This is a genomic window from Aeromonas sp. 11P, from assembly GCF_051920165.1.
GTDB lineage: Bacteria > Pseudomonadota > Gammaproteobacteria > Enterobacterales > Aeromonadaceae > Aeromonas > Aeromonas veronii.
On record NZ_JBQBDJ010000004.1, the window covers coordinates 1,902,120 to 1,917,177 of the forward strand.

The window sequence follows — 15,058 nt, forward strand, 5'->3', positions numbered from 1 at the left end:
ATCTTACATACACCATTCTTCATTATCATGCTAATCGCGGATAAAAACGTGACAAAAGTCACACAAAACAGAGGTGCATCTTCCCGGCCTGCTTTCACAAGCGCAGAATAAGGGTAAGCGGTTACACTAAGCAAAGCCTAATTAAAACGAGCACCAAGGAGAGATTCATGTTGAAGATACTCGTCACAGGTGGAACTGGTTACATAGGTAGTCATACCTGCTTGCAGCTTATCGCTGCCGGGATGACCCCCATCTTGTTGGACAATTTGGTTAACAGTAAAGAAAGTGTACTAGAACGTATCCACACCCTCAGCGGGCAGCGTCCCCTGCACTATCACGGTGATGTGCGGGATGCCGACCTGCTGGATCGTGTGTTTGCAGACCAACCGATAGATGCAGTGATCCACTTCGCAGGCCTCAAGGCCGTAGGAGAATCGGTAGAAAAGCCTCTCGAGTACTATGACAACAATGTCAGCGGCACCCTGGTGTTGCTGCAGTCAATGCGACGCGCCGGGGTCAAGACCTTACTATTCAGCTCATCTGCCACCGTTTATGGTGAGCCAGAGAGCATGCCCATCACCGAGGAAACGCCAACCTTGAGCGCCACCAACCCTTACGGTCAGAGCAAGCTGATGGTGGAGCGTCTCATCAAAGACTTTGCACGATCAGCTCCCGATTGGTCATTGACCCTGTTGCGCTATTTCAATCCGGTGGGAGCCCATCCCAGCGGTCTAATGGGCGAAGATCCCCAGGGCATTCCTAATAACCTGATGCCTTATATTGCCCAGGTGGCAGTGGGCCGCCGTGCCAAACTCGCCATCTTTGGTGATGACTACCCGACACCGGATGGTACCGGTGTGCGGGATTACATTCATGTCATGGATCTAGCCGATGGCCATGTTGCAGCCTTGAAACATACTCTTGGGCAAGCTGGCGTCCATGTGTACAACCTGGGCACTGGGCATGGCTACAGCGTCCTAGACATTCATGCCGCCTTCTCCAAGGCCTGTGGTCGCGAGCTGCCTTATGAGATCGTGCCCCGCCGTGCCGGGGACATAGCGCAGTGTTGGGCCGATCCAACACGGGCTTACAACGAGCTGGGGTGGAAGGCTAATCGCACTCTTGATGAGATGACGGCCGATACTTGGCGCTGGCAATCCCAAAATCCGAACGGTTACCCCCTTCCATGAATGTACAGAACGAGACAGGCCTTCCTATGCAATTTGAACCAACCGATCACCCCCACCGTCGTTACAACCCATTGATCCAGCAGTGGGTTCTAGTTTCTCCCCACAGGGCGAAGCGCCCTTGGCAGGGGCAGCAGGATGAACCTGATCGCACCCAGCGATCCATTCACGATCCGGATTGCTTCCTCTGCGCCGGCAACACTCGCGTCACTGGTGACAAGAATCCAGATTATAAGTCGACCTTCGTCTTTACTAACGACTTTGCAGCCCTGATGGTTGATACCCCGATGGCCCCAGCCAGCGAGGATCCCCTATTCCAGCTAGAGAGTGCACGCGGCACCAGCAGGGTAATCTGCTTCTCACCAGATCACAGCAAGACCTTGCCCGAGTTGTCCGTCCCCTCCCTCACAGCCGTGGTCAACACTTGGTGCGAGCAAACTGCAGAGCTGGGGCGCGACTACCCCTGGATCCAAGTATTCGAAAACAAGGGGACCATGATGGGGTGCTCCAATCCCCACCCCCACGGGCAGATCTGGGCCAACGACTTCTTGCCCAACGAAGCCCTGCGGGAAGATGATGCCCAATGGGAGTATTTTTCCAAACATGGTCGTGCCATGTTGCTCGATTATGCCGAGCGCGAACAGGCTGACGGCCGTCGTACCGTAGTGGAAACGGAGCTCTGGCTGGCAGTGGTACCATATTGGGCAGCCTGGCCCTTTGAAACCCTGTTGCTTCCAAAGTTTGCGGTAACACGTCTACCTGCCCTGACAGCACAACAGCGTGAAGACCTCGCGCTTGCGCTCAAGAAACTGACCAGCCGCTATGACAACCTGTTTCAGTGCTCCTTCCCCTATTCGATGGGATGGCATGGTGCGCCTTTCAATGGCGAGGAGAATGACCACTGGCAGTTGCATGCCCACTTCTACCCGCCACTGCTGCGCTCTGCGAGCGTACGCAAATTTATGGTGGGATATGAAATGTTGGCGGAAACACAGCGTGACCTGACGGCAGAACAGGCGGCCGAACGCCTGCGTTCCGTCAGTGATATCCATTTTCGTGAACAGGTTTGAGGTTGAGATATGAGTATTGAATCCCCACGCAGCGTGACTGAACGCACTTTTTACACCAAGTATGGTTATCACCCTACCCTCGCTATTCAGGCACCTGGGCGTGTCAACCTCATCGGGGAACACACGGACTACAATGATGGCTTCGTGCTCCCCTGCGCCATTGACTATCAGACAGTGATCAGTGCGGCCCCCCGACAAGACAGCCTGATCAGGGTGATTGCTGCCGACTATCACAACCAGCTGGATGAATTTGACTTACGCCACCCCATAGAGCCGCGCCCGGAATACCTATGGGCTAATTATGTGCGAGGAGTTGTCAAATATTTGCTATTACGAGGCTGTCAACTGACCGGGGCTGACCTGGTGCTCAGTGGCAATGTTCCGCAGGGAGCCGGTCTGAGCTCTTCCGCCTCTCTGGAAGTGGCAGTAGGACAGCTTTTCAAAGAGATGAATCACCTTGAGATCAGCCAGGCAGATCTCGCCCTGAACGGACAACTGGCAGAAAACAGATTCGTCGGTTGCAACTGCGGCATCATGGATCAGTTCATCTCCGCCCTGGGTCAGCAGGATCATGCCCTGCTGATCGATTGCCGCAGCCTAGAAACCCGTCCAGTGAGCATGCCGGCCGACATCGATGTGGTTATCATCAACTCGAACGTACGCCGGGGCCTGGTGGATAGCGAATACAATACCCGCAGGGCACAGTGTGAAGAGGCCGCACGGCATTTTGGAGTCAAAGCACTGCGCGACCTGACGATGACCCAGTTCACCGAGCGAGCCAAAGAATTGGATCCTGTCGTCGCTAGCCGTGCACGCCACGTTATATCCGAAAATGAACGAACGCTTGCAGCGGCCGATGCGCTTGCCAATCAAGACATGGTCATGATGGCCGAATTAATGGCGCTGTCCCATGCCTCCATGCGTGATGATTTTGCCATCACAGTACCCGCCATTGATGCCTTGGTCGAGATCATCAAAGAGATCATCGGCAGTCATGGTGGTGTGAGGATGACTGGTGGTGGGTTTGGGGGTTGTGTGGTTGCATTGATTCCACAGTCACTGACTGCAGCAGTGTGCGAACAGGTTAATACTCGTTATCCCCAAGTAAGCGGTCTGGCCCCGAGCATCTATATCTGTAAGCCCTCAGCCGGAGCCGGCCCACTCTGATATGTTCGCTGACGCCTCAATATTGTAGTGGTCACGTATTTCCAGACTGGTCATGGTATAGCCGCCCTGCTAGACGGTGAACGCTCGACTTAGTTGAGTTAAACAACGCTCTCTGTGAGCAGCTGTGGTTAACATGTAGATAATACAATTGAACCAAATTTCAGACATGTGTTATCGCAATGAGCCTAACTCAGGGATTGCTTCGGCAGTCCCCTTTTCCTTTGCTGTAAATGTTCGCTTCATTCAACAATCCTCCGCAACTGCATGTTTTTACATGGCTGCCGCGTTACTCCATTGAATCCACAACTCCCTCCTTTAAGATGTTGCGCTCCCCTCGGTTAATTGACCCAGATCGGTTTTCAAGCAGTGTATCTCGGCTTGCAGACTCTTCGTGTTGCTACTCTGCAGGCTTGCCGTATTATCCTACCAGTAGTCCGATTAGGTATGCCTTAGTCCGATAATGAATCGCCCCCAGTTCCCTAGACACCTCACAGCCTTAAAATGAGGCAACTATTGGAGGTGTTATGACCCGTCAGCGTTATCCAGAAACATTCAAAATCGAAGCCGTTAAACAAATCACCGAGCGCGGACGGCCGGTGGCTGACGTTGCACGCGCCCTTGGGGTATCCAGCCACAGTCTGTATGCCTGGCTCAGGCAGTACGCTAAGCCCGCTGACCAGCAGTTCGAAGAGTCTGCCTTGCAAGCCGAGATCCGCCGCCTGAAAGCCGAACTGCGCCAGGTCACCGAGGAGCGCAATATTCTAAAGGAGGCCGCCGCGTACTTTGCCAGCGAGTCAAGGAAAGGTACGCGTTCATAACCTCCCGACTCGACCGGTATAGTGTCGTTACCCTGTGCCAAACCTTGGGGGTTCACCGAAGTGGCTTCTACGCGTGGCTGAAACAGCCCGTATCGCCACGACAGCGGGAGGACGAACGGCTGATCGGATTGGTCAAACAATCCTGGCTGGAAAGTGGTGCTGTCTACGGCTATCGCAAGATCTATCGCGACCTTCGTGACGCAGGGGAAGCCTGCGGCAAGCACCGTGTGGCCAAATTAATGAGGCGGGAGGGGCTGCGTTCGCAAACAGGCTATCAACGCCGCAAGGGGCGTTATGGGGGTGAAAGCATGCAGGCGGCCCCAAACACGCTGGCACGTCAGTTTAAGGTGCCAGCCCCCAACCTCTCCTGGGTGACTGACATTACCTACATCCGCACTCAAGAAGGGTGGCTGTACCTGGCGGTGGTGCTCGACCTGTTCTCTCGCCAGATCGTCGGCTGGGCGATGAAATCACGCATGACGGCAGACTTGGCGGTGGATGCGTTATTGATGGCCGTCTGGCGGCGCAAGCCCAAGCAGCCGGTACTGGTGCATTCGGATCAGGGCAGCCAGTTTACCGGTGGGGAATGGCAGGACTTTCTGAAGGCTCACAACCTGAGTTGCAGCATGAGCCGACGGGGCAACTGTCACGACAACGCTGTCGCCGAGAGCTTCTTCCAGTTGCTCAAACGGGAGCGGATCAAGCGCAGGATTTACGCGACAAGAGATGAAGCCCGCAGCGACGTATTTGATTATATCGAAATGTTTTACAACCCAATCAGGCGTCATGGTTCCAATGATGGGCTGTCGCCGGTAGAGTTTGAAAGGCAGTTTTTTTTCAGCAACAGAGTGTCTAGAAAACCCGGGGCGATTCATTCAGCTCCAACTACGCGCTCTATGGAGATATGTCTGGCAGGGTGATGAGCACGTTGGAGACCATGGCCCCCGAGCTGGAGGTCTACTCCATCGATGAAGCATTCCTGTCACTGTCGGAGTCGTTTGCCGGGGACCTGACAGCCTATGGACAACAGATCCGGCAGCGAGTGTGGCAGTGGACCGGACTAACGGTAGGGGTTGGGATCGGCCCCACCAAGACCCTCGCCAAGCTGGCCAACTATGCAGCCAAGAAGTGGCCTGCCACGGGCGGCGTCGTGGACTTGCGTGACGAGCTGCGCCGTGCCCGGCTGATGGCTATCACCCCGGTGGATGAGGTGTGAGATAGCGCTACCTGCTGCACCAGCGGCAAACTTGCCGCCGGTGATTTCAGCGATCGCGCCGCTAGTGACGCTGTAAGCGATAGTCTTGCCCACCTCGCCTAGAGGTCAGCAGGATAGCCTCAAATGCATCAGAAAAGTGGATGGTGCCATTGAAGGCATTACGCTTAGCTAATCGAGCGTACGGGCCTAAATCTGACAGCATTTAAGATTTGTTAAAAATCTCATACACCCATTGAGCCAATACTTCCGGTGATGTTGTTTCTTTCCTTAGGCATTCTTCGCCACGATCCTTTGCCACAATGGCCAACTTCCCAGATTCAGAAATTTCAATATATGGAGCACCAAACTCATCAACCTCAATTCCTAAGGGGAATTTCTCATAAGGATTTCCATGTTCTTTTGCGTATTTGAAAAAGTAGTCTGCTAATTGCTCAAGTGTCATCACTACCACCTTTGACTTATTTTATTGGCTTGATGAAGCCTTCCTTAAGCAACTCATCAATACTCATAGGCAATTGATACTGAGTCCCTTTGCCAGGCTTTCCAAACCAAGGTGCCGCGTTTCCGGCATTGACCCCAGGGATCGGTTTTATAACTTCATACTTTTGATATGGTGATTTCAAACTCGAGTCAGGCAAAGCTCGTTGTTCAAATGGCACGTCTTCCGGCGCAACAAATTTACCTTGATCAGTAAAATTACCTTTCTCATCAAAGCGGCCACCATATCGATCAAACGTCTGGCCAGGCTGAAGTTCAGTAACCTTCGGCGGCCCATCAAAACCCCCATCAAAACCATTATTTGCTTTCGTTGGCCAATCAGGACTTCCATCAGCTTTGACCCATCTAGGATCAACACCTAACTTCTCAGCTGTAGCCAACTGAGCTGGGGTCGGATTGACTACTGCTGCACGGACTTTTGAACCTGCAGTTACAGCCTCAGCAACCCCCTCCTTTACTAACTTGGCCGTGATCTTCTCAGTCAGCAGCGCCCCGCCTTTGATTGCGCCTACACCCCCAGCGACCAGCGAAGCCCCCTCGGCCAGCAGTTTGCCATACTCCACACCCGCATTGAACGAGCCGCTGGCTCCTGCCTTCTGGTATTGGGCCTCTGCTGCCTCAATCCGAGCCAAATAACTCTGCTTTACCGCCTCCGTTGCATTACCAAGGATTTCGCCACTGTTGATTAATTCCTTCAACGCACCCAACGTCTGAACAGGATTCAGTCCCAGTTGCACCAACCCTTGTACGCTATCCACCATACCAGCGGGAACACCTGCCAACAGTCCGGCACCATAGCTGGTTTCTTGCAAGAGATTGATGGCGTCCCACTTTGCGCCATGTTGGGCGATACAGAGCAACTCTCCCTGACACGAGGCAAAATCCTGTTCACGGGTCGCTTTCTGTTGGTGGCTTAAGTAGTTATACCGATGCACCGTCTCAGCCCGGTCAGCGCCGGTATCAAAGTCAGCAGCATCTCCTGTAACCGCCGCGGCAGCAAGGCCACCCAGTACCTTGTTAAGGGCAACTTGATACTCTTCGTTGTCTTTAAATGCCCCCAGGCTCCAGTTGCTGGCCAGCTCTGACATGGCGCCACCTGCTGCGCCAGCCTCAAACTTGCCACCGGTGATTTCAGCAATGGCGCCACTTGTGACACCGTGTGCGATGGTCTTGCCTGCCTCACCCAATGCATCGGCTTTATCGCCGATAACCCCAGCCACTGACTTGCCCACTTGCCCCTGAATATTGGCCAGCAGGCTGTCTTTAAACGCATCCCCAAAGCTGCCGCCATTGATGGTGCTGTTGATACCCGCACCAATGGTGGCGTGGCCGGTTACCCGGTTGAAGGTGTCCCAGCTCATCAAGTCCGCCGCACCCGGCTGGGCAAACGGGTTGTTGGCTTGTTTGGCCGCGCTGTCGAGCCCAGCCCACTGGTCAAATCCGGTCAATGCACCAGCGGTCGCTACCGAGGCGGCAAGCTGCTTGATATTGGCGCTGCTGCCAAGGTCTTTGAGTACCGCAGAGAGGTCACCACCGTGCAACACCATGGACTGGGCTGCCTGAGTCGCCAGCGTGGCAAAAGCGGTGTTGGCCATGGCTGTGGTCGCGGCCGTCTGTGTACCCAGCAAGGCAGCACCAGTACCACCCGAAGCGGCCGCCACCGCAATCGCAATCACTGCGGCCACGATGGGATTGAGGCTCTGCTGCTTGTAATCCCACTGCTCATAAGCCTCTTGTACCGCCTCCATCTTCACGCCCGGCATCTGGCTGACCTGATTGACCCAGGCCATGCCCGGTTCGCTTGCCAGCGCCGTGAGATTGGCTTGCAGGGTTTCCCCTTCACGCTGGCCCACTTGCAACAACACGCCCTGGCCTGCATTGATGGTGATGTCAGCACCTTCGAGCTGGTTTTGCCGCTCGGTGGTGGAGCTGGTGCCATTGCCCTGAGCGGTGACGGTGAAGCCCTTCTTCTGCTCGTCTTTGCGGTAGAAGTGCTCGTCGGTCGCGGTTAACAGGTTGAGCTGACCAGCGGTGTCAATAGCAAGGCTATCTATGGCCTTGATATCGCTGCCCTTGAGGGTCATGTCCCCTTGGCTGGACAGGTTCACATTGCCACCGGCGGTGATGGTGGTGCCCTGCGCCGTGACATCTCGCTGCTCTATCTCGGTAGTTTTGGACTTGAAGGTGCCACTGCTCTTGCTCTTCTCGTAGTGGTACTCCTCGTTATCGGCCGTGGTCAGTTGCAGCTCGCCACCGGCTTGCAAGCTGGCATTGCCTTGCGCCTCGATGGTGCTGGCCTGGGCCAGCAGGTTGTTGCCTGCGCTCAGGCTCACGTTATCACCAGAGACAGTGGCGCCAACCTGTGTGGTAGTGCGGTCGATGGTGTGCTTGTTGCCCTGGTGCACATCATCGCTGCTCTGGTTCGCTTCGCTGGCCAGTACCAGGTTATTGCCTGCACTCAGGCTCACATCGCCCTTGGCGTCAGCCGTTGAGGCCACCAGACTCAGGTCATTGCCTGCGTTGAGGGAGAGATTGCCAGCGGCATTGAGCTCGCTCATCAGCTGGTCGATGCGCGAGAAGCGGTTTTGTCCCTCCTCCCAGGTGTGGCGATTTTCAAGGCTGCCGATGGTGATATCGTTACCCGCCTGCAAGGACATATTGCCCCCCGCCAGCAGCTCGGCGGCGGAGAGGTTGATATCCTTGCCCGCTTGCAACAACAGATTGCCTGCAGAGGTAATGCTGGCAGTGTCACCGATGTCGGTGCGGCTAAAACGGGTCTGGTCGCTCAACACATCGGAGAGGATGCCGTTGACATCCACATGACGCTGCGCAGTCTGGGTCTGGTTGGTGATGCTGCCGTTAGCACTGGCAAGGGTCACGTTCTGGCCGGATATCTTTCCCTGATTGAGGATGTCATCCATCGCCAGCAAGGTGAGGTCGCCACCGGCTTGCAGAACGCCTTGGTTGGTCAGGGTACTGCCGCTTTTAAGGGACAGGGCGCCATCGGCCAACAGGGTACCGCTGTTGTTGATGCCACCGGCTTTGAGGTTGATATTGCCTGCTGTGATGACGCTACCCGAGAGGTGGCGCTGGTCAGCCTCGGTCAGATAGAGCTTGGGTGCGAGCACAATCTGGCCGTTGAACCAGACCGGCTCCCACCACACCATGCTGCGGCCAAGCTGCGCCACTTGGGCGGCCGTCAAGGCGACGCCCGGCGTCAATCCCAACTCGCGTTGGTTTTGCGCGGCGTTATCAATCAGCCAACGCATCTGGGCCAAGTCCGAGCCCATCTCGCCATTGATAAAGCGGCGACCCGTTTGCGCCAGTACCGCATCGCGGATAACGCGGGTATCGAAGGCGGCATCCCCCAACAGCTTGATATCGCGCTCCGGGTTATAGCCAAGCTGCGCAAAGAAGTAGTTGGAGCCCAGGAACTTGCCCAGGTCTGTCCAGGTCGGGTTTTGCTCGACAGAGGGCGCGAGCGTCAGTGCGGCGCTATTAGGCAAAGCGCCGGGCTGCGCAGTGTTAATGGTCTGCCAGCTATCCCATTGACCACTGGCCTGCGCGGCGACAGCCAGCGCCTGGTCGATATTGGAGAGGGCCGCATTACCTGCCGAGCCCAACTCGCTAATGAGTGGGTTAACGGCTATCAGGTATTGGCTATCGGGCTTGTCGGTGACCACAAACAGACCATTGCCGCCGCCCGGCACTGGATAATCCGGCAACGGCACCCCGTTGGGTTCGCCCACCGGAGTGAAGATGACCTGCTGAGCATTGGTGCCTGCCTGCCAGGTCGGGCCATTTGGACCATCAACCGCAACATTGGCAAGCTCGGGGCGGGGAGTGGTACTGGAAACCGGCCCCGCATTGGCTTTGATGGTGACGTTGTCAATCATCCCGGCTACAGTGCCGGTCAGATTGCCGCCTGCGGAAATAAGGGCGTTGATGCTACCGCTCTCAGTCTGCTCTTGATGTGTGCCGGTTAACTTGTAGTAGAGCTCTATATCACGCAAGCGCCAGGATTCGGGCTCCCCACCAGAAGTGGTGACATAACCAAAGTTGTTAAGATACTGGTACTCATAATCCGCATACTCAATGTGACTGCCAAGGGCATATGACTTGTTTAGGATCGTGCTTGCCTGCACATTTATATCCCTTCCCGCACTAATCGTGCTTGCATCATTGATGAGTGCGCCAGCCTGAATAGTGAGGTTACCACCAGAAAGAATTGTACTAGCGTTACTGCTTTCTCTTACCTCCTGCGTCTGCTTAGAAAGCTGAAGCTTGAAATTTTCCTCAGATGAGAAACGTACAACAGCATACCAATCATGACTGTTACTTGGACGAAACCCAGCGTAGGCCCACCCAAGCTGATGCTCTGGCAGTCGTTCGTCCCCCGACTTTAAATACAAGTCCAGCGGCAATGGCTGACTTGATGATTCTTGGGTGGTCACAACATCAAACACGGCTCGCTTATTGATAATATCTTGAGCGGACAACCACAGATCACCACTCCCCGCATCAATGGTGCCTGATGCATTAATAAGCTGGCCGCTATTGACCTTGAGTGATGCTCCCCGCTCGGCAAGCAAGGTGCCGTACTGGTTGGTCAGATTGTTGTTGGCGGTTAGCGACAAATTGCCGCCGCTGTAGAAGGTGCCTTCGTTATAAAGCGTATCGCCCGCCCAACCTTGGCCTCCCAAGCTGGCTATCATGCCGGTGTTGCGCAGCGCACCACTGGTATCAAGGCGTAGCGTACTGCCCGCCTGCAGGCTGCCGCTGTTATCAAGACTGCTCGCACCCACTTGCATGGCGCCATTACTGATAAGCTTGCCACGGTTATCGAGCGTACCTGTGGCGGTGACGCGCAGGCCGCTGCCTGCCACCCACTGCCCCTGGTTTTGCCAGTCACCCTGCACGTCCAGCTCAAGCAGGTTCTTGGCGCTGATGCTCCCCTGGCTGACCAGACTGCTGCCGACCTTGAGGGCCAGGTCGCCACCGGAAAGCCATTGACCTACCTGGGTTACGCGTCCGGTGTCGATGCCTAACTTGCTGCCCGCCAGTAACTGGCCACTGCCATCGAGGGTGGCACTGGTGACCAGCAGTTGGCGCAAGCCAAACAGGATGCCAGCACTGCTCAGGTTGCTATTGGCTTGCAGGCTTAACGTGTCGGCACTGATAAGGCCGCTGGTTTGGTTGCTCAGGGTATTGCCGCTGATGTGCAGGGCGCCTTGAGCCACCAGTTGGCCTGCGTTATCAAGTTGCTGCGCGTTGATAATGCCATTGGTCTGGCTGCGCAGTTGCGCCCCTTGGCCGTTGGCGAGGTTATTGAGGGTCAGGGTTTGCGCCCCGGCTTGCCACAGCCCCAGGTTGTCCAGTCGTGTCCCGGTGAGGGTCAGCTGGTTTTGCGCCAGCACGCTGCCACGGTTGCTGGTTTGGTCGGCGTGTAGAGTGATATCGGTGGCCTGCAGTTGACCGCTGTTATCAAGCTGCTGACCCTGATAGCTAAATTGCCCGCCGCTGAGCCACTTGCCTTGTTGGTTGAGGGTGCGAGCAGTGACCTGGCTGTTACCTGCAATGACTTCGCCTTGCTGGTCCAGTTGGTCGGCACCGAGGGTGAGACTCTGCTGCCCCATCAGCGTGCCCAGTTGCTGCAACATGCCTTGTACGGTCAGCGCCACATTGCCTTGCCCCAGCAGCTCACCACGATTGGACAGCGTGTTGGCGGTGATGCGGATATCGCTGTTACTGCTGACACGGCCACCCAACTCGCCATGACCCGTGAGCGTTGCATCGATGGTGCCCGCAGCTTGGGTAACGCCCTGCGCCTGCCAGTTATCTGCGTTGAGCTGCAGCTTGCCGCCTGCCACTAGGTCACCTGGTTGAGTGAATTGGCCAGTGATGACAGTGGCATCAGAGCCTGCTTGCCAGCGCCCCGCTAACTGCAGGGTGGGCGCGGTTACCGCAAGCTGAGTGCCTGCGATGACCTTGGCACTGTCGCTGCCACTCACGGAGGAGGTGGCGTTCAAGGTCAACCCGGCCAGCGCAGCCAGGGTGCCGCCCAGTTGCAGGCTGTCGCCGGTGAGGCTTGCGCTCTCTTTGGCAAGCCAGGTGCCGCCTTGCGCAAGTTGGTTCGCGCTCACATTGAGCGCTTTCTCGGCGTAGAGGTCGCCACTGCCATCGACTCTCTTGGCACTGACCGCAATCTGGTTGGCGTTAAGGCGGCCGTTGTGGTGCAAAGCGCCACTCAACTGCAGGGTGGCATCTTGCCCACTGGTGAGGGAGCCACTGAGAGTGGCATCACTGGCGCGAAGTGTGAGGCCCCCCTTGCTGTAGCCAGTGCCAGCCAGGGTCAGTTGGTTGGCATCAAGGGTCAGGGCATCATCGCTGTGCAGTTGCCCATTGATATTGAGGGTGGCAGCCTTGAGCGTCAGCGGGCCATTTGCTGAATACGTACCTTGCCCGGTCAGGGAGGTGGCATCAATGGTGAGGGCGCTGTTACTGGCGGTGATGCCGGTTTGTCCCTGCGTGACGGTGCCAGCTTTGACACGCAAGACATCCGCGGCCACCCACTTGCCATGGTTGGTCAGTGTAGTGCCCTGCAGGGCAAGGGTAGAGCCTGCTGCTGTCGTGCCGCTGTTGGTGAAGGTGCCGGTGGTAATAGCCAGCGCCAAGCCGCTGATAAGCTGATTGCTATTGAGCAGTTCTGTGGTGTTGAGGGTGAGGTTACCGTCTGCCTGCAGGCGCCCCTGGTTGTCCAGGGTGTGGCTGGTTATCTGCCCTGCTTGAGCGGCCAGCAGCAAGCCGCTGCTGCGCAGTTGCTGCGCCTGAACATCCAGCGATTGGGTTGAGACAGTGCCGCTATTGACCAGGGTGTTGCCCTGATAGCGCAATGCTGCATCGCTGGCCAGGGTGCCACGGTTGAGCAGGGTAGCGATATCAAGCCCCATCTCCCCTTTGGCGGCCCAGGTTCCCTCTTGCACAGCCTCGCGTGCAGTGACCTTGAGAGTGGTTTGGGAAAGTAATTGACCGAGCTTGCCACTGGCTATCTGGTCCGCCTCAAGGGCGACGCCATCCCCTTGCAAGGAGCCATCAAGCGCCAATTGGTTGACCTTGATAGCAACCTCTTGCCCTTTGGTGATGCCACTTAATAACAGCAACTGGCTGCCAATGGTGAGGACACCATCGCTCACCAGCTGTCCAGCTGAAGAGAGCTCTCGCCCGGTGAGCACAATGCCATCACGCCCAAGCAACATGCCACGGCTGTCCAGCCGGTCAGTACCCAGGGTCAGCCGGGCTCCCCCCAGGGTGCCGGTATTGAGCAAAGCCCCTTTATTGGTGAGCGCCAAGGCGCCTTCGCTAACCACCTTGCCCTGGTTGGTCAGGGTATCGCTGGTGATAGTCAACGGGCCCTTGGTCAGTAGTTGCCCAGTTTGCCCATTGCTCAGCTCAGCAAGCACCAGCTCGCCGCTACCATCGGCCGAGAGGGTGCCCTGGTTATCAAGTTGCTCGCCGCGCCAGTCCAGGTGCCCCTGGCTGTGCATGACACCTTGCTGGGTCGCACGCTGCGCATTCACGGCTAACGTTTGTCCCGCAGTGACACTGGCGTCGCTGGTGAGGGTCTTGGTATTGAGCGCAATCTGCTGGCCCTGCATCCTGCCAGACAGAGTGACCTCATCAGCCTCGACCTCGACCCGCCCCTGGCTTTCAAGGGTAGATGCCTTGCCTTGCACCCAGCGGTTACCACTTTTGATGGTCACCGGACCTGCTGCCGCCAGCGTGCCTTGCAGGCTTGCACCGTCACTGGCGGTGATGGTTACCCCGCCACCGCTTTGCTGGCGACCGGCAAGGGCGACTGTTTTGCCTGACAGTGTCAGCTGCTCGGCAGCGCTCACCTCACCTTGCTGGTTCAGAGTCTCTTTGGCTGCCAGCGTAACCGTGCGCGCATCCACCCGACTGTCCGAGAGGGTGACCTGCTTGCCCGCAAGCTGGACAGTGTCAGCAGCCAGCTGACTTTGCGAGAGGGTAACATCACCCGTGGCATTGGCGGTCAGCGCCCCTTGCGCTGCCAACTTGCCACCCAACTCGGCATTGCCCTGCGCATTAACCGTTAATTGCCCCTGCGCTGCACTGTCACGCAGCCGCACGCGGCCATTGGCATCAAGGGTCAAATCTCCTTGTTTGGCCACCACGTTGGCCAGATTGACCCCCACCCCTTGTTCGGTCGAGACCAGCCGGATTTTGCCCGCGTACATCCCGCCCAGCGCGGCTGTGTCGATGGCCACTTCCGGAGCCGGGCCATTGCCAGCCTGAGCAACGATTTCCCCAGTCTGGCGGTCAACCTTGTTGGCACCCGCCACCACATTGACGGTCTGGCCATGCAGTGCGCCATTAAGCTGGACGGCGCGCGCCACCAAGTCGACCGATGCCTGTCTGGTCGCATCCAGTCCCTTGCCACCTACGGTCAGGGTGCCCTGTTTAACATCGAGTGCCTGCAACTGGCCTTGTGCATCCAGTACCGGCTTGCCGGTCGAGAGCGTCACATTGGGGGTATTGATGAAACCGCAGCCATCACAGGTGAGGCCATTGGGGTTGGCCACCACCACACCAGCCTGCTGGCCAGCGACTTCCAGATAGCCTTGCAACTGCGACGGGTTGGCACCCACCACTTCGTTGATGATGAGATTGGCCGCTTGGCCATTGAGGTGGGGGTTGTTTTGAATAAGCCCACCCAGCTGGGTTTGGGTCAGCTGTCCGGTGGCATTATTGAGGATGACGCCCGCCTGGCCAACATTGAAATCCTGATAGAGGTTGTGCGATAACCCGGCGCCGTTGGGGGTGGCAATGTCGACGATGGGCACTCCGTTACCGGCCTGATTGAGGGTGGTATTACCGGTCGCCACCGCAATGCCTTCAGCAAATGCCGGGTGGGCCGGTTGCAGTGCCAACAATGCACATAGCTGATACACCACGGCCCGACATACCAGAGAAAACCGCGGTTCACCTTGCTTCTTCATTGCGCTTGCATCCATCTCAACCATCTTCAATCGTCCATTCACGTCTTGATTGCCATCTCGCGACGCTCGATGCATCGCCATCCTA

At 56.7% G+C, this 15,058-nt stretch carries 5 protein-coding genes and 2 pseudogenes; 5 read left to right on the forward strand and 2 right to left on the reverse strand.

What is annotated here, in order from left to right:
- The first annotated feature begins 170 nt into the window (after positions 1-170).
- The 5 genes and pseudogenes from galE to ACTG1P_RS08680 all read left to right on the forward strand — a co-directional run.
- Positions 171-1,190, forward strand: coding sequence for a UDP-glucose 4-epimerase GalE (gene galE / locus ACTG1P_RS08660; RefSeq protein ID WP_255912838.1), 1,020 nt, complete (start codon positions 171-173; stop codon positions 1,188-1,190).
- A gap of 26 nt (positions 1,191-1,216) precedes the next feature.
- Positions 1,217-2,257 carry a galactose-1-phosphate uridylyltransferase gene (gene galT, locus ACTG1P_RS08665; protein WP_362774687.1) on the forward strand — a complete coding sequence of 347 codons (1,041 nt, stop codon included), beginning with the start codon at positions 1,217-1,219 and terminating at the stop codon, positions 2,255-2,257.
- Between the two features lie 9 nt (positions 2,258-2,266).
- The gene (gene galK, locus ACTG1P_RS08670; RefSeq protein WP_265784293.1) at positions 2,267-3,424 is read left to right on the forward strand and encodes a galactokinase; all 1,158 of its coding nucleotides are present in this window, start codon (positions 2,267-2,269) and stop codon (positions 3,422-3,424) included.
- Positions 3,425-3,948: 524 nt separating this feature from the next.
- Positions 3,949-5,095, forward strand: a pseudogene (locus tag ACTG1P_RS08675) (IS3 family transposase); the annotation flags it as partial.
- 12 nt (positions 5,096-5,107) lie between these two features.
- Positions 5,108-5,455, forward strand: a pseudogene (locus tag ACTG1P_RS08680) (Y-family DNA polymerase); the annotation flags it as partial.
- Positions 5,456-5,660: 205 nt separating this feature from the next.
- Here the strand turns inward: ACTG1P_RS08680 and ACTG1P_RS08685 are convergent.
- Together ACTG1P_RS08685 and ACTG1P_RS08690 are read right to left on the reverse strand one after the other, a co-directional pair.
- Complete coding sequence (locus tag ACTG1P_RS08685) at positions 5,661-5,900, reverse strand: hypothetical protein (protein ID WP_094697156.1); 240 nt, start codon at positions 5,898-5,900, stop codon at positions 5,661-5,663.
- A gap of 16 nt (positions 5,901-5,916) precedes the next feature.
- Complete coding sequence (locus ACTG1P_RS08690) at positions 5,917-14,973, reverse strand: two-partner secretion domain-containing protein (protein ID WP_440001025.1); 9,057 nt, start codon at positions 14,971-14,973, stop codon at positions 5,917-5,919.
- Positions 14,974-15,058: the final 85 nt, after the last annotated feature.

Coding starts and splice junctions, on each gene's coding strand:
- ACTG1P_RS08690 (WP_440001025.1), bottom strand. CDS start 14,973: ATGAAGAAGCAAGGTGAACCGCGGTTTTCTCTGGTATGTCGGGCCGTG.
- ACTG1P_RS08685 (WP_094697156.1), bottom strand. CDS start 5,900: ATGACACTTGAGCAATTAGCAGACTACTTTTTCAAATACGCAAAAGAA.
- galK (WP_265784293.1), top strand. CDS start 2,267: ATGAGTATTGAATCCCCACGCAGCGTGACTGAACGCACTTTTTACACC.
- galT (WP_362774687.1), top strand. CDS start 1,217: ATGCAATTTGAACCAACCGATCACCCCCACCGTCGTTACAACCCATTG.